Source organism: Pseudoalteromonas sp. McH1-42 (assembly GCF_022347845.1).
Lineage (GTDB): Bacteria > Pseudomonadota > Gammaproteobacteria > Enterobacterales > Alteromonadaceae > Pseudoalteromonas > Pseudoalteromonas rubra_D.
The window spans coordinates 1-22,246 of record NZ_JAKRFU010000025.1 but is presented as its reverse complement, the minus strand read 5'-3'; the positions used below and the strand labels follow the sequence as shown (position 1 = coordinate 22,246).

At 48.9% G+C, this 22,246-nt stretch carries 25 protein-coding genes; 21 read left to right on the top strand and 4 right to left on the bottom strand.

Going from position 1 to position 22,246, the window contains the following annotated elements:
• The gene (locus MHN31_RS19825; RefSeq protein WP_239445135.1) at positions 1 to 5,010 is read right to left on the bottom strand and encodes a non-ribosomal peptide synthetase; all 5,010 of its coding nucleotides are present in this window, start codon (positions 5,008 to 5,010) and stop codon (positions 1 to 3) included.
• A gap of 186 nt (positions 5,011 to 5,196) precedes the next feature.
• On the opposite strand from MHN31_RS19825, the gene purT reads away from it, so the two are divergent.
• Both purT and MHN31_RS19815 read left to right on the top strand, forming a co-directional pair.
• Entirely contained in the window at positions 5,197 to 6,384 is a 1,188-nt protein-coding gene (gene purT, locus MHN31_RS19820) for a formate-dependent phosphoribosylglycinamide formyltransferase (protein WP_239445134.1), read from the top strand.
• Positions 6,381 to 7,268, top strand: coding sequence for an aldo/keto reductase (locus tag MHN31_RS19815; RefSeq protein WP_138537699.1), 888 nt, complete (start codon positions 6,381 to 6,383; stop codon positions 7,266 to 7,268). The genes purT and MHN31_RS19815 overlap by 4 nt, the downstream gene beginning before the upstream one ends.
• A gap of 18 nt (positions 7,269 to 7,286) precedes the next feature.
• On the opposite strand, the gene MHN31_RS19810 is transcribed toward MHN31_RS19815, so the two are convergent.
• Entirely contained in the window at positions 7,287 to 7,973 is a 687-nt protein-coding gene (locus tag MHN31_RS19810) for a TorF family putative porin (protein ID WP_125564354.1), read from the bottom strand.
• Between the two features lie 240 nt (positions 7,974 to 8,213).
• Positions 8,214 to 9,380 (bottom strand): hypothetical protein, encoded by a 1,167-nt coding sequence (locus MHN31_RS19805; RefSeq protein WP_239445133.1) that lies wholly within the window; start codon positions 9,378 to 9,380, stop codon positions 8,214 to 8,216.
• A gap of 210 nt (positions 9,381 to 9,590) precedes the next feature.
• Here MHN31_RS19805 and MHN31_RS19800 point away from each other — a divergent pair, with 210 nt between their 5' ends.
• The 19 genes from MHN31_RS19800 (at position 9,591) to rplQ (ending at position 21,341) form a co-directional block, all read left to right on the top strand.
• A complete protein-coding gene (locus MHN31_RS19800) occupies positions 9,591 to 11,540 on the top strand; it encodes an AsmA family protein (protein ID WP_125564358.1) in 1,950 nt (649 codons plus the stop codon).
• 177 nt (positions 11,541 to 11,717) lie between these two features.
• Positions 11,718 to 12,560, top strand: coding sequence for a polysaccharide deacetylase family protein (locus tag MHN31_RS19795; protein WP_239445132.1), 843 nt, complete (start codon positions 11,718 to 11,720; stop codon positions 12,558 to 12,560).
• Between the two features lie 301 nt (positions 12,561 to 12,861).
• Complete coding sequence (rplN, locus tag MHN31_RS19790; RefSeq protein ID WP_010386947.1) at positions 12,862 to 13,230, top strand: 50S ribosomal protein L14; 369 nt, start codon at positions 12,862 to 12,864, stop codon at positions 13,228 to 13,230.
• Between the two features lie 10 nt (positions 13,231 to 13,240).
• Complete coding sequence (gene rplX, locus MHN31_RS19785; protein WP_010386946.1) at positions 13,241 to 13,555, top strand: 50S ribosomal protein L24; 315 nt, start codon at positions 13,241 to 13,243, stop codon at positions 13,553 to 13,555.
• 15 nt (positions 13,556 to 13,570) lie between these two features.
• Positions 13,571 to 14,110: a 50S ribosomal protein L5 gene (rplE, locus tag MHN31_RS19780; protein WP_010386945.1), complete on the top strand. Its 540-nt coding sequence runs from the start codon at positions 13,571 to 13,573 to the stop codon at positions 14,108 to 14,110.
• 10 nt (positions 14,111 to 14,120) lie between these two features.
• On the top strand, positions 14,121 to 14,426 hold the full coding sequence (gene rpsN / locus MHN31_RS19775) for a 30S ribosomal protein S14 (RefSeq protein WP_010386944.1): 306 nt from the start codon (positions 14,121 to 14,123) through the stop codon (positions 14,424 to 14,426).
• 20 nt (positions 14,427 to 14,446) lie between these two features.
• Complete coding sequence (gene rpsH, locus MHN31_RS19770; protein ID WP_010386943.1) at positions 14,447 to 14,839, top strand: 30S ribosomal protein S8; 393 nt, start codon at positions 14,447 to 14,449, stop codon at positions 14,837 to 14,839.
• A gap of 13 nt (positions 14,840 to 14,852) precedes the next feature.
• Positions 14,853 to 15,383, top strand: coding sequence for a 50S ribosomal protein L6 (rplF, locus tag MHN31_RS19765; RefSeq protein WP_010386942.1), 531 nt, complete (start codon positions 14,853 to 14,855; stop codon positions 15,381 to 15,383).
• 9 nt (positions 15,384 to 15,392) lie between these two features.
• Complete coding sequence (gene rplR, locus MHN31_RS19760; RefSeq protein WP_049865984.1) at positions 15,393 to 15,743, top strand: 50S ribosomal protein L18; 351 nt, start codon at positions 15,393 to 15,395, stop codon at positions 15,741 to 15,743.
• A gap of 9 nt (positions 15,744 to 15,752) precedes the next feature.
• Entirely contained in the window at positions 15,753 to 16,259 is a 507-nt protein-coding gene (rpsE, locus tag MHN31_RS19755) for a 30S ribosomal protein S5 (RefSeq protein WP_010386940.1), read from the top strand.
• Between the two features lie 6 nt (positions 16,260 to 16,265).
• Positions 16,266 to 16,445, top strand: coding sequence for a 50S ribosomal protein L30 (rpmD, locus tag MHN31_RS19750; protein ID WP_010378276.1), 180 nt, complete (start codon positions 16,266 to 16,268; stop codon positions 16,443 to 16,445).
• A 4-nt stretch (positions 16,446 to 16,449) separates the two neighbouring features.
• On the top strand, positions 16,450 to 16,884 hold the full coding sequence (rplO, locus tag MHN31_RS19745) for a 50S ribosomal protein L15 (RefSeq protein ID WP_010386938.1): 435 nt from the start codon (positions 16,450 to 16,452) through the stop codon (positions 16,882 to 16,884).
• Positions 16,885 to 16,895: 11 nt separating this feature from the next.
• Positions 16,896 to 18,224: a preprotein translocase subunit SecY gene (gene secY, locus MHN31_RS19740; RefSeq protein WP_010386937.1), complete on the top strand. Its 1,329-nt coding sequence runs from the start codon at positions 16,896 to 16,898 to the stop codon at positions 18,222 to 18,224.
• A 22-nt stretch (positions 18,225 to 18,246) separates the two neighbouring features.
• Positions 18,247 to 18,360: a 50S ribosomal protein L36 gene (gene rpmJ / locus MHN31_RS19735; protein WP_002959476.1), complete on the top strand. Its 114-nt coding sequence runs from the start codon at positions 18,247 to 18,249 to the stop codon at positions 18,358 to 18,360.
• A 129-nt stretch (positions 18,361 to 18,489) separates the two neighbouring features.
• Entirely contained in the window at positions 18,490 to 18,846 is a 357-nt protein-coding gene (rpsM, locus tag MHN31_RS19730; RefSeq protein WP_010386936.1) for a 30S ribosomal protein S13, read from the top strand.
• 13 nt (positions 18,847 to 18,859) lie between these two features.
• Positions 18,860 to 19,246, top strand: a complete 387-nt coding sequence (rpsK, locus tag MHN31_RS19725) for a 30S ribosomal protein S11 (protein WP_010386935.1) — start codon at positions 18,860 to 18,862, stop codon at positions 19,244 to 19,246.
• Between the two features lie 22 nt (positions 19,247 to 19,268).
• Positions 19,269 to 19,889, top strand: coding sequence for a 30S ribosomal protein S4 (gene rpsD / locus MHN31_RS19720; protein WP_046006900.1), 621 nt, complete (start codon positions 19,269 to 19,271; stop codon positions 19,887 to 19,889).
• Between the two features lie 24 nt (positions 19,890 to 19,913).
• A complete protein-coding gene (gene rpoA / locus MHN31_RS19715) occupies positions 19,914 to 20,900 on the top strand; it encodes a DNA-directed RNA polymerase subunit alpha (protein ID WP_010386933.1) in 987 nt (328 codons plus the stop codon).
• A 39-nt stretch (positions 20,901 to 20,939) separates the two neighbouring features.
• Complete coding sequence (gene rplQ / locus MHN31_RS19710) at positions 20,940 to 21,341, top strand: 50S ribosomal protein L17 (RefSeq protein WP_010386932.1); 402 nt, start codon at positions 20,940 to 20,942, stop codon at positions 21,339 to 21,341.
• Positions 21,342 to 21,429: 88 nt separating this feature from the next.
• Here the strand turns inward: rplQ and MHN31_RS19705 are convergent, their stop codons facing one another.
• Positions 21,430 to 22,032: a hypothetical protein gene (locus MHN31_RS19705; RefSeq protein WP_239445131.1), complete on the bottom strand. Its 603-nt coding sequence runs from the start codon at positions 22,030 to 22,032 to the stop codon at positions 21,430 to 21,432.
• Positions 22,033 to 22,246: the final 214 nt, after the last annotated feature.

Here is a 22,246-nt window from a genome sequence, read left to right as displayed (position 1 = left end):
TTAAAGCTCCATGACCTGCTTTGCGCTGGTCTGTGTTGCACGCTGTGAACGAACGATGGTATTTACCTGAGTGCTGCTCAGGTGCTCAGCCAGGGTGGCAATATTTGGGTAATTCAGCAGGGCTGATAGCGGCATTGCCAGCTGCATAGACTCCTGCGCTTCGCGTACCAGCTTGACGGCCAGAATAGAGTTCCCACCTAGCTGGAAAAAGTCATCCTGGATCCCCACCTGACTCACCCCCAGGATCTGTTGCCAGAGCTGGCAAAGCTGCCGTTGTAATGGTGTCTGAGGGGCGACATAGTTACTCTGACTGGTCAGGCTGGGCGCCGGCAATGCTTTTTTATCCAGTTTGCCATTGACGGTGAGCGGAAATGCGTCCAGCGCAATCAGCTGGTCCGGGATCATATAATTAGGCAGACGTGTCGCCAGGCGTTGACGCAGCGCTTCGCACTCACTGGTATGCACGGCAGGAACTATGTATCCCACCAGTGCTGTTTGCCCCTGATTGTCATAAGTCAGTACGCAGGCTTTTGAAATTTCGCCGAAGGTCAGTAACTGCGTTTCTATCTCACCCAGCTCTATCCGGTGACCCCGGATCTTGACCTGATCGTCCAGCCTACCCAGATATTCCAGATGTCCGGTTGGGAGCTGGCGTGCTTTGTCACCGGTGCGGTACACCCGACATTCACGCTCGCCCAGGGTCAGGGTAAAGAAGCGCTCTGCGCTTAGCGTATCACGGTTCAAGTAACCCGCTGCCAGGCCTGCGCCGGTGATATAGAGCTCACCCGGGCAACCTACAGGGACAGGGCGATGTTGCTCGTCCAGCACCAGCGCCTGCATGTCGGCAAGCGGCTGACCGATGTCGGCAATGTGACGTGGCATAGTAGCGCTCAGAGTCAGCGCGGTGACGTGTACTGTGGTCTCGGTGATACCATACATATTGACCAAAGTGATGCGGTCACCATATTGCTGCCACCAGGGCGCCAGCTTGCTATAGTTCAGTTGCTCACCGCCAAAAATGACATAGCGCAATGTGTTGAGCGGCATCTGAGCGGTGCTGGCGATGTCGGCAAAAGTATAAAACGCACTGGGCGTCTGGTTGAGTACGGTGACGCCAAATTGCTGACATTGCTCGACAAATTGCATACTGTCGCGGATCTCCAGATAGTCCGGAATAAACAGCTTGCCACCATAGGCCAGTGCGCCCCAGATCTCCCAGACACTGAAATCAAAGATATAGTCGTGGTATAGCACCCAGGTATCTTGTGTTGAAAAGCTAAAATGCTGTTCGGCTGCGCTTAGCAAACGGGCGACATTGCCATGGGTCTGAACCACGCCTTTGGGCTTGCCTGTGGTGCCAGAGGTATAGATGACATAGGCTGGATCTACGCCTGTGATGGAGCTGGTGGGCGATGTGTCCGGATAGCTGAGCAGGGTTGCCTCATCCTCAAGGAAAAGGGGAGTCAGCTGCGGTGTATTCAGGTCATCAATGAGTTCACGATAGCTGATAACGACCTGTACCTGAGCATCCTCGAGAATAAAGCCATTACGACTGACGGGCGCACGTGTAGACAGCGGCACATAGGCAGCCCCCGCTTTTAGTACGCCGAGAATCGCAATCAGGGTATCCGGGCCCGGCGGTAAATATAGTCCGACAAACTGACCAGCCACATTTTGGGCCATCAACCAGTGTGCCAGCCGGTTCGCACGACGCGTCAGCTGATCGTAACTCATGGAGCCTGTTGAGGTGAACAAGGCGGTATTGCCGGGTTGGCGCTGTGCCTGTTGCTCGAATAAGGCAGTCAGACTTTCACTGGAGTGCAACGGAGTAGTGAGCGGTTCAGGCTGCGTTGCCGCGGGTGCCAGTGCAGCCAAAGGTTGAGACAGTGCGGATGGAGACGTGCATGTCACCAGTTGCGCTAACAGGTGAGCAAAATTGTTGGCCATAGACTCAATAAACCACAGATCATAGCGACTGCGGTCATATTCCCATTGCATGACGACTGGGCGGTCCGGATCCTGACTGTGCATGTCCAGCATCGCAATATTCAGCTCGAATTTAGCATCCTGTGCTGGTGCCCCCTGATCAAGTTGAATGTCCTTGAATGTATCCTGGGGGGTTGCGGGCAGTGGCGTGTCCTGGAAGGTAAAACATACCTGAAACAGCGGGTTTACGCCGGGAATACGTGGCACATTGAGTGCATCAACCAGCGCCGGGAAGGGGAAAGCCTGGTTCGCTTGTGCTTCTGCGCATACCTCAAAGCTCTGCTGGATAAGTTCATTGATGGTGGTCTGCGGATCACTTTGTAAGCGGTGTACCACCGTATTCACCAGCATACCCATGGTGGTTTCAAGCTGAGGGTGGTTGCGATTGGCCATGGCTGAACCAATACAGATATCCTCATCTCCACTGAAGCGCGACAGTACGACATATAATGTGGCCAACGTAGCCGAAAAGGGGGTTATCTGATTGCGCTGACAAAATTGCTGAAGCTGTTGCCAGACACGTCTGGGTAGTTCAAGACGAAAGGTATCGGCGCTGACGGGCACATCTTGTGCTAGCTGTGAAACAGGTAAATTGATACGCGGCGAAGCGGATTGTAACTGAGCCTGCCAGTACAAACGTTGCTGCTGTGCCTGCTCGCTGTCCAGCCACTGCGCCTGGTGGCAGGCATAGTCGGCATATTGGATGACATCGGGCATTGTGGCAAGAGATTCGCCATTGTTGAGCTGGGCATACAGGGCCAGTAATTGTGTTGCAAACTGATTGGCTGACCAGCCGTCATGGATCAAATGGTGCTCTACTTGCAGCAAGACGTGCTTTTCAGTATCCAGTTTAACCAGTGTCCAGCGTGCCAGTGGCAGGCTGTCTAGCTTGAATGGGGCATTAAGCCGGGCCAAATGCTGGGTGATCTTCGCCTGGGCGTCCTGTTCACTCAGATCGCTGTAATCTAAGACTGGCAGTTCAGGGACACAATGCGGGTGGATATGCTGAAGCGGCTCGTGCAGGTCAAATGACGTTCGATAAATTTCGTGGCGCTGAACTAACGCACTGAGTGCACCTTGTAGTGCCGCCGGGTCTAGTACACCGCTCAGCGTCAGGCGGCTGACCGAGTGATAGGCGAGATTATCGGGTGCCTGGCGTGCTAAAAACCACAGCCCACTTTGTTGTGCAGACAGAGGCGCCGTGTGTTGATAGTGCGCTGCGCGCGGAGCAATGTCGACGGGCGGACGGGTGTTGTGAGTCAGTAACGCCTGCCAGATCTGCGCCGGGGTACGCAAGCGGTAAATCAGTTGGGTATCCAGATGCAATTTAAGCTGTTGCTGAACTTCATTGGCGATACGGATAGCAGAGATGGAGTCACCGCCTTGTTCAAAGTAATCACTGTGCCAGTGTAGCTCTGCCGGGCAATAGCCCTGCATCAGGGTCAAAAAGGCGTGCTGCGTATGCGATAACTGAGCATCCTGATGGGTGTGTTCAACTTCAATAGGTAATGCTGCCAGTGCGCGTTTGTCCGTTTTGCCATTTTCTGTCATCGGCAGCTGACTGAGCAGAACGATCAGATCGGGCTGCATATAATCTGGCAGAGTGCGGCTAAGGTGGTTGGCGATGTCCTGAGTCTGAGTTGCTTCATCGTGCTGTGTCACGACATAGGCAGCGAGTAAGCGACGATTGCCCTGTTGTTTGATAACGCAACTGACCAGTTTGACTGTGTCTAAAGTGGCGATGGTTTGTTCGATTTCCTCGAGCTCGATACGAAAACCGCGTAGCTTGACCTGACCATCGTCACGGCCGGCAAAATGGTACTCCTGACCATCAAAGGAGGCTAAGTCGCCTGTTTTATATAAGCGGCTGAAACCGCTGGCATCGGACTGGGGGTCATAAAACGGGTTGGCGATAAAGCGACTTTGGGTCAGCTCATCACGGTTGAGATACCCGAGTGCCAGGCGCGGGCTACTAATATATAATTCACCGACCTCACTTGGTGGACAGGGATTAAGCTGGGGATCCAGCACATATAAGCGCGTATCATTGAGCGGCTGGCCAATATTCAGCTCACTGTCTTGTGGTGAAAAGCGATGCAAGCTGGTTGCAACGGTGTTTTCTGTCGGGCCATACCCATTATAGATCGCGGTGACCTGGCTGTAAGCTTCGAGCATGGCTACGTTGGGTGTCTCACCGGCCACGATCAGACATTTGAGTGCGCTGAGTTGTTGTGGTGGAATTAATGCCAGCAGTGCAGGCGGAATAGAGGCAAACTCGATGTCATTTTGCTGTACCAGTGTGCTCAAGGCTTGCGCATCTTTACGCTCATGCTCGCTGGCAATATACACGCTTTGGCCTAGTAATAAATGGACGAACAGTTCGAATACGCTGGCATCAAAAATGTAAGAGGCAAATAGCAAGGCGCGCTGATACTGTGGCGTGTTGAACGCGTCAATATGGGTGTCAGCGAGGTGTAAAATATTTTGCGCCGGGATCTGCACGCCTTTGGGTTGCCCGGTTGTTCCTGAGGTATAAATCACGTACCCTATCGCGTCTTGCGTTTGTGCGGGGGCTGTGTCGAGTGCCTCACGGGGGCTGAGGGTGTCCACGCACAGCTGCGGGCGACCCGCAATGGCGTCAACCTTACTGAGGTGACTGTGGGTTAGGATCAAAGCTGGCTGGCTATCTTGTAAAATAAACTGGGTCCGTTGCGCCGGTGCATCGGTAGAAATGGGAATATAGCCAAGCCCGCAATGCGCAGCCGCCAGCATACTGACAACCATATCAATGCCGCGCTCGTGATAAAGTGCAATGTATTGAGAAGAAGGGGCTGTTTCTGCCTGTTCACACAGTTGCAGACGAATGTGCCCAGCAAGGAAAGTAACCCGCTGTGCTAATTCCTGATAGCTGATATGATTATTTTCATAAATAAGCGCAGTTCGATTCGCATATTTGCCATAAACTTGTGAGAGAGTCTTCGCCAGTGGTGGCATACCACGGTCTGAAAAATGCTTCGTGTTCACGTCTTCTAGTCCTTCGCTAACATGTTCAACTTGGTTGCGTGTGAATTATGTACACCAACTGTGTACAAATTGTGTCTTTATTGTTTTTTTTTGGATATTTTGACGCTTTTTTTTATGCTGGCGGTATTGCAATTTGTGTTATTTTGTCGGTCACTTTTGATATTCATCGTTACTTAGGAATAAATCATGAAAATTAAGCGATTGGGCACGCCATTTAGTGCGACTGCGTGTAAGGTGCTGTTATGTGGCGGCGGAGAGCTGGGTAAAGAGGTGGTGATTGAGTTCAAACGTCTGGGCGCAGAAGTGGTGGTGTTAGATAGGTATGATAATGCGCCAGCGATGCAAGTGGCTGATCGCAGTTACACTTTATCTATGCTGGACGGTAATCAACTGGCTGCAATTATTGAGCAGGAGCAACCAGACTATATTGTGCCAGAGATCGAAGCAATTGCGACCGATACATTAGTGGCGCTCGAGCAACAGGGGTTTACTGTGGTGCCTTCTGCAAAAGCGACACAGCTCACTATGAACCGGGAAGGGATCCGTCGTCTTGCTGCCGAAGAACTGGGTCTGGCAACTTCGCCGTATCGATTTGTCGACACACAGCAGGAGTTTGTCCATGCTGTTGCCGAGATTGGCATGCCCTGTGTTATTAAACCTATTATGAGCTCCTCGGGCAAAGGGCAAAGTGTGGTGCGTAGTGAGGCTGATCTGGAAGCCGCCTGGACCTATGCGCAGCAAGGTGGACGCGCAGGTCAGGGCAGGGTGATTGTGGAGGGGTTTGTTGATTTTGACTACGAAATTACCCTGCTGACAATTCGCCATATTGATGGCACCAGTTTCTGTGAGCCGATTGGGCATGTGCAGGAAGGCGGAGATTATCAGCAAAGTTGGCAACCACAGGCAATGTCTGAGGTGGCATTGTCGCGAGCCAAAGCGATGGCAGAGCAGATCACAGAAGCACTCGGCGGACGCGGGCTGTTTGGGGTCGAACTGTTTATCAAAAACGATGATGTGTATTTTAGCGAAGTCTCACCGCGGCCTCATGATACTGGCATGGTGACCCTGATCTCTCAGGACCTCAGTGAATTTGCCTTACATGTGCGGGCGATCCTGGGCTTGCCAATTCCCAACATTCATTGTCACGGCCCCTCGGCATCCAGTGTTATACTGGTCAACGGTACATCACAGCAGCTTAGCTTCACTCAGGTTGCCGAAGCGTTGAGTGAAACAAATACCGACCTGCGTTTATTTGGCAAACCTGAAGTGGTGGGTCAACGTCGGATGGGTGTGGCGCTGGCGCGCGATGCAAGTTGTGATCTGGCTGTAGAGAAAGCAAAAAGAGTAAGTTCAACCATAGGCACGATTTTATGACAAACAAGGTAATGGGCGATCTGGTCGCCGGGTTCTGGCGTTTACTGGACTGGCAGCAAGGCCCAGCCCAGACTCTGGATTTTGTAAAGCAACTGACAGAGCTGGGTGTACGAGATACCGATCATGCTGACATTTACGGCCAGTATGAATGTGAAGCGGCTTTTGGCCGTGCACTGGCGTTGCAGCCGTCGGTTCGGGATCAGATCAGCATCATCACCAAATGCGGTATTCGACCTGCGCTTGCCAGCAAAGGGCTTGCGGGTAAGGCGAATCACTATGACTCAAGTCAGGCCCACATTATCACCTCAGTGCAGCAGTCTTTGCAGCATTTTGGCACCGATCGCATTGATACCTTGTTGATCCACCGTCCGGATTATCTGATGGATGCCGATGAAGTGGCTGAGGCGTTTACCCGGCTTAAACAAAATGGTGATGTATTGCATTTTGGGGTGTCGAATTTTACGCCTTCTCAGCTGAGCCTGTTGCAGTCTCGTCTCGATTTTGAGCTTGTGACCAATCAGATCGAGTTTTCACCTTATGAAATGAAAGCACTGGATGATGGTACTTTAGACCAGTGTCAGCAGTTGCGTATACATCCTATGCTGTGGTCACCGCTGGCAGGCGGACGTATATTTGCCGAGGCAGATGCCAAAGCGCTGCGATTGCGTGAGTGCCTGAGTGAAGTGGCTGAGGAAGTGGGGGCCAGCGGCATTGATGCGGTGATCTATGCCTGGTTGCTGATGCACCCAAGCAAACCGTCCGTGGTGCTGGGTACCGGCAACATCGAACGAGTGCGCACCGCTGTGGCGGCACGTACGTTGACGTTATCCCGTGAGCAATGGTATCGCATTTGGCAGGCATCGACCGGTCATAGTGTACCTTAATGAGTTAGATCGCCGGACTTAGAGTGTAAAGTCCAGCGCATAACTCACATACGCCTTGATGTCATCATCGGCATCAAGGTCTGTCTTCACCAGTCCCAGCGTGAGTCCGCCCGTGCTCAGGCTGACGCCATAATCCATGTAGCTGTCATCCTCACCCGTCCATTCCATGACAGTATCGCCACTTGAACGGCCGAGGTGTAAGCCCAATTCAGATTCAGAAAACACCGCAAACGCCGCGTTGAGTTCCAGATATAGCATATCCTCTTCCGTGCTTGAGTCGCTCTGTGCAGTGGTCAGGTGACTGAGTTTGACAGTGAAATACTGCCAGCCAACCGAGGCATAGAGTTCACCAAAGTCGATATCGCCAGCTGCATCCGGATAGGCATAATGAATGTAACCCAGATCATAACTGAGCTGTTTGAATTCGCCGCTGAAGCCCGCGTAGAGATCCAGCTCATAGCTGGTACTGGCTGTATCGCCAAAGTCCACGTTGGACGCCCAGGCACCAAGATAAAATCCTTTCCCGCTGTCATAGTCCAGCCCGCCAGAGACGGCGGCACCATCATCCGATTGGGTGATCCCGCGCCAGAAATAATTGGAGCTGGCGGCCACATTGGCGCTAACGGAAGCTGACGTATCGGCCAATGCCAGTGGGTGAGCGAGTAGCAGTGAGATTGCACAGATTAATGAGTATTTATTGTTCATGTAGAGTCCTCTGGAGCACAAAGTGGTTGTCGCCCGGGAGGTTGCAATGGCTAAGCCAGCCTTGAAGAAAAGGCGAAGTTCTAATTTACTGTCTTGATTTAAATGAATATATTTTCAAGCAGGCAGCGTGCTTAGATAAGGGGAAAAAGGCTGGATGCACGCCGCTGGTGCATTTTTGTTCGCCGTTGCACAATGATCAGGCAGGTTATAACTACCTGATCATAGGGACAAATTGTTCGGTTACCCGAAAATTGCACGCATTAGTGAAATGGTTTCGTCGACGCTACGGCCTTTTTCTACTTCAGCGATGATAGAGTCGCGCTTGGCACGAATATGTTCAGGAATGCTGTCGTCACTCAGAGCCCGATCGACTAAGGTCTCTGCTGACTCTTTGCTGCGGCGGGTGGTTCTGGTGGTGCTGCCAGAACTTGTCCGTTTTGGCTTATTTAACAGCTTATAGTAGTTGGAGCTTTGTGGCGTGTCTTTGTCCGCATAGAAAAAGAAGCATGGCAATAAGGCTTTAATGGCGCGCAACCTGGCTTCAAACTCGTCTGCAGCATTGCCCGTTGCAAACCAAGGCATCTTATTAATGGTCACGACAATATCCTGCCAGTAACGTTCGAAATCTCGGTTTGTTAGCTTAGCAATGCCGAGCGCCTGACACAGGGCGTCCAGTTTGCTGTTAACCAGCGGAGTAAATACATCCGGGCGGCACATCGCAAGCAGGCGAGTGGCAGGCGCCAGAGTCGGTTTTTCGTCGCTGTGACTGAATGCCATCAGGTAAGCCAGTACAAACTCCTGATAGTGCTGCTGAGTGACTTCGCCTTCGAGCGGAATATGAGCCAGTGCCGTATCAAACTCACCGGGCAAGTCAGCCAGGAGTTGATGGAATCCTTTGGCACTTTTGGTTGAGGCAAACCACTCCACATCGAATTGATATACACCGGTATCCAGGCTGGCAGCATGTTTACCACTGAATGCTAGGCGGTCTTCGTTGATCATATCCTGCAACGGCGTAGCACGTAACGGAGCCAGGTAGTCAATGAGCTTGAGCTGTTCTGTCAGTGCCAGCTCTGATTCTCGCTGACGAATGAATTCGCAGATCATCGGCCAGGGCGCAATACGCAGTGTTTTTAGCTGCAAAAAGCTGATAGCGCTGATCAGCATGTCCTGAAGTTTTTTCACAATAGGCAACTGATGATCGTCCAGCAGCTCAAAATTAATGCGGTTCTTAGCTACATCCAATAGCTCATAGCACCATCCCAGAAAGTCTTCTGGATGATTTTCAACCTTAACGGCCATCAGGTTGAGACTGATCTCGGTCGCCTGTTTCAGGATGTTCTGGTAAATCTGACTTTCTTGTTCGCCCAAAGCCATATTCGACGGTGAAATGAGCAGCTTCTTCATGTCGCAGCGGTTCTCCAACTAGAGGGTTAATTCAGACTATTCAGTTTAGCGAAAGGTCGGTAAAACTGACAAGGGCGTGGATCATACCGGGATCTCCAACAAGTGCAATGCGAGATATGGCGGATTGAAAAATCTTCCGGGGTGAAGGTGAATTTATCAACCAAATCGCTATCATAGAATGAGTCATAGATGATTTATAAAGGAAGAGATATGAAACGCGTGCTCAAATTGGTCGGCGCACTGATACTTGTGTTGGTGATTGCTGTTGTGGTCGCCCCTATGCTGATCCCGACCTCGACCATTATTGCGCAGCTGGAGCAACAGGTCGAAGCAAATACCGGGCGTAAGCTCGACATTGCAGGCGACAGTGAGCTCAGTATTCTGCCGCGCCTGAATATTGTCCTCAACGATGTTCGCTTTGAGAACATGCCTGGGGGCAGTCAGCCACATATGCTGACGATGGACCAGTTGGCTGTGCACATTCCCTGGGTTTCTCTGTTTTCAGGGGAGTTCCAGTTAGAGCAGTTTGTGATCCGCAACCCAAAAATTCTGCTTGAAAAGAACGCTGCGGGTCAGGCCAACTGGGTCATGGCGTTAGGCAAAGGAACCGCATCAGATGCGCCAGCAGAGCAGGCTCCGAGCGCGTCGGGTCCTGTGGTACTGCCAACAGGATTCGATATTGCGCTGGGTGAGGTTGCTATTTATGGGGGAGAGCTGATTTACGCCGATGCCACATCAGGTACACGGCACGCAGTCTCAGACCTGGCACTGACCATCACACTTCCCTCCTTGTATAAGGCGCTGGAGTTAAATGGCAAGGTGGCCTTTCAGGGAGAAACGTTTGCGCTCAATATGACGGTAGATACGCCCGCGAAAGCCATAGAAAGTAAAGACTTTAGCTTTTCTCAAGCGTTGGAGTCGCGCCTGGTGAATCTGACCTTTGATGGCCAGATCACTGAGCAGGGCAAAGTGTTCGGCGGGGCACTGACGTTATCTGGCGATTCAGTGAAAGACATTGCCCAGTGGCAAAAGGTTGACCTGAAAGCGAAGCCTCAAGCGTTTAATCAGTTTGAAGTAGCCGGAGAAATGCGTTTTGCCAATAACGTATTTGCACTGCAGTCTTTAAAAGCCAAACTGGACAAGCTGGATGTTCAGGGACGCAGTGAGATCACATTAGGCGAACGCCTGAGTGTGAATGCGGATGTGGATTTAGGGATGCTGGACCTCAACCCGTATTTACCAGAGCCGGTTGAGGCACCTGAGCAGCCTAAAAGCGCACCGGGTGAACCACAGCCCATTGTCTGGGATGACAGTGAAATTGATCTGTCGGCGTTGAATATGCTGGATGCCAACGTTGTGATCCGCTCCAGTGGTTTACGTGCCAGAGAAATTAAACTGGGTGCTAATCAGTTCTCAGTCGCGCTCAACAAAGGTAAAGCAAAACTGTCGATGGATAAGTTTGCAGCCTATGAAGGGCAGGGCAAAGGGGTTGTGCATGTTAATGCCGCGTCTAAACCTTATCAGGTGACCACCAATTTTGCCCTGAATGGCATTAATGCCGAGCCGCTTTTGACCGATGCAATAGGGTTTGACAAGGTATTGGGTAAGGGGAGCCTGAACTGGGATCTCGAAACCCGAGGTGTCAGTCAGAAACAATTTGTTGCGGCACTGGCGGGCGAATTGGCGTTTGAATTTAAAGATGGTGGCGTAAAAGGAGCGAACCTGGCGGAGATGGTGCGCAAAGGAAAAGAAATGCTCAAAGGGAATTTTTCTTCTGTTTCTGAGGGGGTGAACGCCGATTTTGACCCGGATCAGAAAACAGACTTCTCTGCGTTGACCGGAAGTTTTCAGTTCCTTAACGGGGTTGGTCGTAACCGCGACCTGAATCTGGCAAGTCCGTTAATCCGCATTACCGGAGAAGGTGAAGTCGATTTGCCTAAAACGTACGTCAACTATCGGGTCGTGACTGGCATTGTAGATACTATTGAAGGCCAGCAGAGTCAGGATGACAGCACGGGCTTTAAAATACCGGTCAGAATTAAGGGGCCATTCCATCAAGTGGAGACTAAGCTGGATTTAAGTGGTGCGGCCAAAGACAAGGCCAAAGATGCAGTGAAAGAGAAGCTCAAAGACAAGTTAAAGGGCTTTTTTGGCGGATAGTCTCGCTCACACAGGTAATACATCGGGCCTTGCTGCCCGGTGTATTATGCTATTAATTCATAACCTTAACACTTTCATAAGCATCCTTCAGAAAACCTTCAGTCCCACCACACACGCGGCTTTGCCACACTCACATCAAACTCGTCGAGAGCCTGATCCTTTTACCCGGAGTGATATATGATAAATAAGCGACAACTTGTTATCTTGCTATGCGGCATACTGAGCCATGCGTGCGCCCTGGCAGACACACACAGTGCGACTGAGCAGATGCACATGACGACTTTTCCATACCCGCACGGCGCACGTAATGCCGTTAGTCTGACCTTTGATGACGCCAGAGAGAGCCAACTCGATGTGGGCGTCCCTATTCTTGACCAATACGGTATTAAAGCGACTTTCTACGTGATGCCAGAACCGGTGGGGGCACGCCTTAAGGACTGGCGCAAGGTGGTGAAAATGGGCCATGAGCTGGGCAATCACACGTTGTCTCATTTGTGCACCGGTAACTTCGACTGGCTGAGAGCACAGGATAAGGGGCTGGAGCAGGTTAATCTTGCCTGGCTGGAACAGGATATTCTAACCACCAACCAGTATCTGAAAACCCAGCTGGGTGTTGAGCCTAAGAGCTTTGCCTACCCATGTGGTAATACCTTTGTTGGCCGGGGCGCACAGGTAAAAAGCTATGTCCCGCTGATTGCCCGGCATTTTGAGACTGGCCGCACCTGGCTGGATGAAACTGCAAACAACCCCGTTTATACCGATTTCGCTCAACTCACCGGGATAAGAATGGATGGACTGACCTTTGAGGAGCTAAAAGCAACCCTCGAAGCGCTGCGGGAAAACAACAAATGGATTATCCTGGCTGGACACGAGGTGGGCGAAAACGGCCGTTACAGTGTCGATGCGAGGGTGCTGTCACAATTAATTCAATATTTAAATACACCTGAAAACGGTTATTGGGTAGACACTGTCGAAAAGGTCGCCAGTTACATAAAAATGCATCGCAAACGACCTGGTTAGTCTATTTTTTGTTCGCAGATAAGAGGTTATGTAGATAGCCTTTGTAATCGTTTTGCATAATTAGTTTGGCAGTGTGACTTGTGAAGATTTGGTTTGTCCCCATATCCCTGTTTTACAGCAAGTTCGGCACAGCAGCCTGCTCAAATTAATTAAAAATTGAACTATCTTTAGCGCTGCTTTGCTGTTACAATTGCCCGCCCTTGAAGCACGACACGTTCGTAATTTGAGTGGAAATTAATCTAAATGCTTGGGTTTTAAACAAAATCTAGGCGTGTTGTATATTACACCGGAGCTCATCAAGATGATCCAAATGCAAACTCAGCTGGACGTTGCTGATAACAGCGGCGCTCGCAAAGTGCAGTGTATTAAAGTCTTAGGTGGTTCGCACCGTCGCTACGCAGCGGTTGGCGACATCATTAAAGTTTCTGTTAAAGAAGCGATTCCTCGCGGTAAAGTGAAGAAAGGTGATGTTAAAAACGCAGTAGTTGTGCGCACCAAAAAAGGCGTTCGTCGTCCAGACGGTTCTTTGATCCGTTTCGACAGTAATGCTGCTGTTATCCTTAACGATAGCCTACAGCCGATCGGAACTCGTATCTTCGGCCCTGTGACTCGTGAACTACGTAACGAAAAGTTCATGAAGATCGTTTCACTAGCACCAGAAGTACTATAAGGAGTCGATCATGGCAGCAAAAATCCGTCGTGATGACGAAGTAATCGTACTAGCCGGTAAAGACAAAGGTAAGCGCGGTAAAGTGCTTTCACTTGTAACTGAAACTGGTCGAGTATTTGTCGAAGGCATCAATATCATCAAAAAGCACCAGAAGCCTGTACCACAACTACAGCAAGCTGGCGGCATTGTTGAGAAAGAAGCGTCTATCGACGTATCTAATGTCGCGATCTTTAATGCCGAAACTGGCAAAGCAGATCGTGTAGGTTTTAGATTTGAAGACGGTAAAAAAGTCCGTTTCTTCAAGTCTACTGGTAAAACTATCTAATAGTTGGAGTAGACGATGGCGAAACTGCATGAAGTGTACAAAGACAAAGTAGTAAAAGAACTTTTCGAAAAGTTCGGTTACAGCTCTGTCATGCAAGTCCCTCAGATCGAAAAGATCACACTAAACATGGGTGTGGGCGAAGCCCTAGCTGACAAGAAAATTCTAGAGAATGCAGTAGCAGATCTGGAAGCTATCTCTGGTCAGAAGCCTCTGGTAACTAAAGCACGCAAATCTGTTGCTGGCTTTAAGATCCGTGAAGGTTACCCAATTGGCTGTAAAGTAACCCTACGCGGCGAGCGTATGTGGGATTTCCTAGAGCGTCTAGTCTCTATCGCGATGCCACGTATTCGTGACTTCCGCGGTGTTAGCGCAAAGTCTTTCGACGGTCGCGGTAACTATTCTATGGGCGTACGTGAGCAAATCATCTTCCCAGAAATCGATTATGATAAAGTCGACCGTGTTCGCGGTATGGACATCACAATCACTACTTCTGCGAAAACAGATGACGAAGGCCGTGCGTTGTTAGAAGCGTTCAACTTCCCATTCAAAAAGTAAGGGTAGGGTTATGGCAAAGAATTCAATGAAAGCACGTGACGTAAAACGTGCTAAATTAGTTGCTCAGTATGCTGAAAAGCGTGCTGCGTTAAAAGCTATCATCAGCGATGTTAACGCATCTGATGATGAGCGTTGGGATGCAGTGTTAAAGCTACAGTCTTTACCACGCGATTCTAGCCCTTCACGTCAACGTAATCGTTGTAACATCACGGGCCGCCCACATGGTTACCTTCGCAAGTTCGGCATGAGCCGTATCAAAGTTCGCGAAGCTGCTATGCGCGGTGAAATTCCTGGCCTTAAAAAGGCTAGTTGGTAATAGAATCACGGGAGTAAGACATGAGCTTGCAAGATCCAATTGCGGATTTGTTTACACGCATCCGTAACGGTCAGACTGCGAAGAAGGTATCTGTAACTATGCCAACTTCAAAGCTGAAAGTAGCTATTGCTAAGGTACTAAAAGACGAAGGTTACATCGGTGACTTCGCAGTATCTGGTGACGTTAAAGCAGAATTGACTATCGAACTTAAGTACTTCGAAGGCAAAGCTGTTATCGAAAACATCCAGCGTGTTAGCCGCCCTGGTCTACGTATCTATAAGAGACGTGACGAATTACCAAAGGTAATGGGTGGTCTAGGTATCGCTATCGTATCAACTTCTAAAGGCCTGATGACAGACCGCGCTGCGCGTAACGCTGGTGTTGGTGGTGAAATCATTGGCTTTGTAGCTTAATCGGAGGGGAACTATGTCTCGTATAGCGAAGGCTCCTATTACTGTTCCTGCCGGTGTTGAAGTTACAGTTAACGGCCAGGACATCAAAGTTAAAGGCAAAAACGGTGAATTAACGCGCACTATCAATGCTGCGGTTGAAGTTTCACTTAACGACAACGTTATCACTACAACTCCACGTGAAGTTGCTAACGCTTGGGCTCAAGCGGGTACTGCACGTGCGTTGATCAATAACATGATCATTGGTGCTAACGAAGGTTTTGAGAAGAAACTACAACTAGTAGGTGTTGGTTACCGTGCAGCAGTTAAGGGTAAAGTATTAGACTTGACTCTTGGCTTCTCTCACCCAGTGAACTTCGAGATCCCAGCGGGTATCACTATCGAAGCTCCAAGCCAAACTGAAATTGTTGTTAAGGGCGCAGACAAGCAGCTTGTTGGTCAAACTGCTGCGAACATTCGTTCATACCGTGAGCCAGAGCCTTATAAAGGTAAAGGTGTACGTTATGCTGACGAATACGTGCGTCGTAAAGAGGCTAAGAAGAAGTAAGGTAAGACGATGGATAAGAAAACAGCTCGTCTACGTCGTGCTAAGCGCACTCGTAGAAATATTATCGAACAGGGCACAACTCGCCTTGTTATCCACCGCACGCCACGTCACATTTACGCTCAAGTGATCAACGCTGAGGGTAGTGTACTGGCTGCTGCTTCTACTGTTGAAAAAGCAATTGCTGAAACAGTTAAAGGCACAGGCAACATCGAAGCGGCTCAAGCAGTTGGTAAAGCAATCGCTGAGCGCGTAGCTGACAAAGGCGTTGAAAAAATCGCTTTTGATCGCAGTGGCTTTAAATATCACGGCCGTGTGAAGGCGCTTGCTGATGCAGCGCGTGAAGCCGGTCTGCAATTCTAGGAGTAGACAATGGCTAACGTAGAAGCAAAAGCACAACAGCCTGAATTGGCTGAAAAGCTAATCGCGGTAAACCGTGTGTCTAAAGTAGTTAAAGGTGGTCGTATCTTTAGCTTCACAGCACTGACTGTAGTTGGTGACGGCGCAGGTAAAGTAGGTTTCGGTTACGGTAAAGCACGTGAAGTTCCAGCTGCTATTCAAAAAGCAATGGAAAAAGCACGTCGTAACATGATCTCAGTAGACCTTAACGGTCATACTTTGCAGCACCCTATCAAGGGTCGCCATGCTGGTTCTAAAGTATACATGCAGCCTGCATCAGAAGGTACAGGTATCATCGCCGGTGGTGCGATGCGTGCAGTACTAGAAGTTGCTGGTGTACAGAACGTACTTTCAAAAGCATACGGTTCTACTAACCCGATCAACATCGTTCGTGCAACAGTTTCAGCTCTAGAGAACATGAATTCTCCAGAGGGTATTGCTGCTAAACGTGGTCTTAGCGTTGACGAAATTTTGGGGTAAGACACCATGGCAAACACAGTAAAAGTAACTCAAGTACGTAGCTCAATCGGTCGTTTACCGAAGCATAAAGCTACATTACGTGGCCTTGGTTTACGTCGTATCAACCACACTGTTGAGCTAGAAGATACGCCAGCAGTTCGCGGTATGATCAACCAAGTTTCTTACATGGTTAAGGTAGAGGGTTAATTCGATGCATTTGAATACACTTTCACCTGCTGCTGGTGCAAAGACAGCTGGTAAGCGTGTTGGCCGTGGTATCGGTTCTGGTCTTGGTAAGACTGGTGGTCGTGGTCACAAAGGTCAAAAATCACGCTCAGGCGGTAAAGTACGCGTTGGTTTCGAAGGCGGTCAAATGCCTATGCAACGTCGTCTGCCTAAGTTCGGTTTCACTTCTCGCAAATCTCTAGTATCTGCTGAAGTAAACCTGTACGAAATCGCTAAAGTTGAAGGCGATACGGTAGATGTAAGCGCGTTACAAGCAGCTGGTATTGTTAAAAAGAACATCCAGTTCGTAAAAGTTGTTAAATCTGGCGAAGTTTCACGCGCAGTTACCGTTAAAGGCATTAAAGTGTCTAAAGGTGCTCGCGAAGCTATCGAAGCTGCCGGAGGCAAGGTAGAAGACTAAGGAAGTACACTATGGCTAAACCAGGTCAAGATATGCAAAGCGCACAGAGTGGGCTAGCGGAACTGAAGCGCCGACTACTGTTCGTATTGGGTGCTATCATTATTTACCGTTTAGGTTCGTTCGTGCCGATCCCTGGGATTGATGCCGCCGTACTTGCCGAATTCTTCGAGCAACAAAAGGGCACCATTGTTGAAATGTTCAACATGTTCAGCGGTGGTGCGCTTGAGCGTGCCTCGGTACTCGCGCTGGGTATTATGCCCTATATCTCAGCTTCAATTATTATGCAGCTATTAACGCACATACATCCTGCGATGATAGAGCTTAAGAAAGAAGGTGAGCAAGGTCGTAAGAAGATCAGTCAGTACACGCGTTATGGTACGCTTGTGCTTGCTACATTCCAGTCTATCGGTATTGCAACTAACCTTCCTAATATGATGGATGGGTTGGTCGTCAATCCTGGTTTCGGTTTCTACTTCACCGCTGTGGTGAGTTTAGTGACCGGTACTATGTTCCTGATGTGGCTGGGCGAACAAATCACAGAGCGTGGTATTGGTAACGGTATCTCTGTTCTGATTTTTGTTGGTATTGTAGCTAACCTGCCGTCTGCAATCGGTTCGACAGCAGAAATGGCGCGTCAAGGTGATCTGAATGTATTAGCTTTGGTTGTAATTTCGGTAATCGTATTCGCAGTTACTTATTTGGTAGTGTTCTTTGAGCGTGGTCAGCGTCGTATCGTTGTTAACTACGCAAAACGTCAGCAAGGTCGTCAGGTCTTCGCAGCGCAGAGCACGCATTTACCATTGAAAGTTAACATGGCGGGTGTTATTCCACCAATCTTTGCTAGCAGCATCATTTTGTTCCCTGGTACAATTGCAAGCTGGTTCGGTCAAGGTGAAGGTCCAGTTGCTGACTTCTTGCAGGCTGTCTCTGCAGTGTTGACTCCCGGTCAACCTCTGTATGCGATGGTACTTGCAGCAGCGATTATCTTCTTCTGCTTTTTCTACACTGCGTTGGTATTTAACCCGCGTGAGACAGCAGACAACCTGAAGAAATCTGGCGCATTTATTCCAGGCATTCGCCCAGGTGAGCAGACATCTAAATACATTGATAAAGTAATGACACGCCTGACTTTGGCCGGTGCGTTGTATATTACCTTTATCTGTCTGGTGCCCGAGTTTATGACCATGGCGTGGCAAACGCCGTTCTACTTCGGCGGTACATCAATCTTGATTATCGTTGTGGTTATCATGGACTTTATGGCACAAGTACAGACCCATCTGATGTCTCATCAGTATGATTCTGTGCTGAAAAAAGCGAACCTTAAAGGCTACGGCCGCTAAGGTCTGTTTACGGAGTTGAGTAATGAAAGTACGTGCTTCCGTTAAGAAAATCTGCCGTAACTGTAAAGTTATCAAACGTGCCGGTGTGGTACGTGTGATCTGCAGTGAGCCTAAGCACAAGCAAAGGCAAGGCTAAGAAATCTAGTCGTGCAGGCTAAGTAGTTTACTTAGCCTGTTTCATTGGTAAAACCTGAATGTCGGTTGGGTATCCTATACGGGCTTTCCAGCAAGATGATAATCAGGTTTATTTATAGGAGATATGTTAGTGGCCCGTATCGCAGGCATTAACGTTCCTGATCATAAGCATGCTGTTATCGGTTTAACAAGCATCTATGGTGTAGGTAAAACTCGCGCTAAGGCTATCTTAGCTGCGACTGGTATCGCTGAAACTACTAAAATCGGCGATTTAAACGACGAAACTCTTGATATTCTTCGTGAAGAAGTTGGCAAGTACACCGTTGAAGGTGATCTTCGTCGTGAAGTTACACTAAACATCAAGCGTCTTATGGACCTTGGTTGTTTCCGTGGCTTACGTCACCGTCGTTCGCTTCCACTACGTGGTCAGCGTACTAAGACTAACGCGCGTACTCGCAAGGGTCCTCGCAAGCCTATCAAGAAATAAGGTGGGGTAAGTTATGGCAAAAGCACCAATTCGTCGTAAAAAGGTCAAAAAGCAGGTTGTTGACGGCATGGCTCACGTTCATGCATCTTTCAACAACACGATTGTGACCATCACTGACCGTCAAGGCAATGCTCTTTCTTGGGCGACTGCAGGTGGTTCAGGTTTCCGTGGTTCTCGTAAGTCTACTCCTTTCGCTGCACAGGTTGCTGCAGAGCGCGCAGGTACTGCTGCTCAAGAGTACGGTCTTAAGAACCTAGAAGTATTCATCAAAGGTCCAGGTCCAGGCCGTGAGTCTGCTGTTCGTGCATTGAATGCTGCTGGTTTCCGTATCACAAACATCACTGACGTGACGCCAATCCCACATAATGGTTGTCGTCCACCGAAGAAACGTCGCGTATAATTAATAGGTTAGGAGAAAGAACATGGCAAGATATTTGGGCCCTAAGCTCAAGCTGAGTCGTCGTGAAGGTACTGACCTGTTCCTTAAAAGCGGCGTAAGAGCAATTGACTCTAAGTGTAAACTAGAAACAGCACCTGGTCAGCACGGCGCACGTAAAGGTCGTCTATCTGACTACGGTCTACAGCTACGTGAAAAGCAAAAAGTTCGTCGTATCTACGGTGTACTTGAAAAGCAATTCCGTAACTACTACAAAGAAGCTGCTCGCCTTAAAGGCAACACAGGTGAAAACCTGCTTCAGCTTCTAGAGCAACGTCTGGACAATGTTGTATATCGCATGGGTTTTGCAAGCACACGTGCTGAAGCACGTCAGCTAGTAAGCCACAAAGCGATTATGGTTAATGGTCGTGTTGTTAATATCCCTTCTTTCGTAGTTACTCCAGAAGACGTGGTAGTAATTCGCGAGAAGTCTAAAAAGCAAGCGCGTATCATCGCTGCTCTAGAGTTGGCTGAGCAACGCGAAAAGCCAACTTGGATTGAAGTTGACGGTTCAAAAATGGAAGGTACTTTCAAGCGCCTACCAGAGCGTTCTGATCTGTCTGCGGACATTAACGAACAACTAATCGTCGAACTTTACTCGAAGTAAAGTTAAGAGTTAAGAGAGGATAAAATGCAGGGTTCTGTAACCGAATTCCTAAAACCAAGATTAGTCGATATCGACGCTGTAAGCTCAACGCGTTCTAAAGTAGTTTTAGAGCCTCTGGAGCGTGGTTTCGGCCACACACTAGGCAATGCTCTACGTCGTATACTTCTTTCATCTATGCCTGGTTGTGCTGTGACAGAAGTTGAAATTGACGGTGTGTTGCACGAGTACAGCGCGAAAGAAGGCGTACAAGAAGACATCATTGAAATCCTGTTGAACCTAAAAGGTCTGGCAGTATCTCTAGAAGGTAAAGATGAAGTTTTCCTTACCCTGACTAAGTCTGGTGTAGGCCCTGTGACTGCGGCTGATATCCAGCACGACGGAGACGTGACTATTGCCAACCCTGAGCATGTGATCTGTCACCTTACGGCTGACAATAGTGAGATCAGTATGCGCATTCGCGTTGAGCGTGGTCGCGGTTATGTACCGGCGTCTAGTCGTTTATCCTCTGATGACGATGAGCGCCCAATCGGTCGTTTGCTGCTTGATGCATCATTCAGCCCGGTTGAGCGTATTGCGTACTCGGTTGAGTCAGCTCGTGTTGAGCAACGCACAGACTTAGACAAACTAATCATCGATATGGAAACGAACGGCACTTTGGATCCTGAAGAAGCGATCCGTCGTGCGTCTACTATTCTTGCTGAGCAATTGGAAGCATTCGTAGATCTACGTGATGTTTCTGAGCCGGAAGAAAAAGAAGAGAAGCCAGAGTTCGATCCTATTCTGCTTCGTCCAGTCGATGACTTAGAGCTAACTGTACGTTCTGCGAACTGTCTGAAAGCCGAGCAAATTCAATATATCGGTGACTTAGTACAGCGTACTGAAGTTGAGCTTCTGAAAACACCAAACCTTGGTAAGAAGTCTCTGACTGAAATTAAAGACGTGCTAGCTTCACGTGGTCTTTCTCTGGGCATGCGCCTGGAAAACTGGCCACCTGCAAGTCTGGCTGAGTAATCTAAGTTACTATATTAGTTTAGTTAGAAGGATAGGGTCATGCGCCATCGTAAGAGTGGTCGTCAATTAAACCGTAACAGCAGCCATCGCAAAGCGATGTTCAGCAACATGGCTGGTTCTTTGGTGAAGCACGAAATCATCAAAACAACTTTGCCTAAAGCGAAAGAGTTGCGCCGTGTAATTGAGCCTTTAATCACACTGGCTAAGACTGACAGCGTAGCAAACCGTCGTTTAGCGTTTGCTCGCACGCGTGATAAAGAAGTAGTTGGTAAGTTGTTCTCTGAGATCGGTCCTCGTTTCGCGGATCGTCCAGGTGGTTACACTCGTATTCTGAAGTGTGGCTTCCGTGCAGGTGACAACGCGCCAATGGCTTACATTGAACTACTAGATCGCCCAGTTGCGACTGAAGAAGTTCAAGAAGACGCGCAGTCTGCAGAGTAAGTCTTACTAGTTAAGACACAGAAAAGCCGGGCATTGCCCGGCTTTTCTACGTCTGGTGAAAAGTATTTCACCAGACTTATCCACTGACTTAGAAGTTCCAGTGAAATAAAATACCAACGTGATTCGCATCAATCTTGTTGGCATGTGCAAGTTCGTTTGCAACAGAATAGCGGCCGATCTTTGAGACTTCATATTCGACTACGCTGTATCTTAATTCAAGGCTGGCACTCCAGTTTTCGAATGTGTACATACCTGACACGATGAACTTACCCGCATTGTCAAATTCAATATCATTGCCGAAGTCATTTTCTAGCTCAACTGATGAATCTATGCCTACACCGAGCCCCAGTTTGATTTGTTCATTTGCTTTATAGTAAGGGATAGCTTCCCATGCAAAGCGACTAAATGTGAGATCGCCATTTTCTGCGTCTGCAGAATCAAGATGAATAGATGCATTCAGACGAATATCGAACGTCTGGCTAAGTGCATAGTTGAATCCGCCACCAAGAATTAATCCAGATCCTGCTTTTACGCTGTTGTCACTATCATCTTCGTACACCAATGTCCCTAGTGTGTCACCACCGAAGGTATAACCAGCGATTGCTGAGAAGGATAGTGGGTTTGTGATGTCTTCTGATGCATACGTGGTTGTAGAGAGTGCAGCCAATACAGCCAAACTGAACTTTTTCATGATTTACCTATTTTAATCAAATAACTCGGCGGGAATTCTCTATAAAAAGAGTGAGCTTGTACAGAAAATCAGGAAATACACATAAGTAAAGGTGTATAAATGAGCATCTTGCCTTATTTTTGTCCGAACGCACTGTTTTTCTCACTTTTCTTCAAAAAAGGGGTTGCGCTGGGTTTCGATTTCCCTATAATGCGCATCCACCGACACGGGGCAC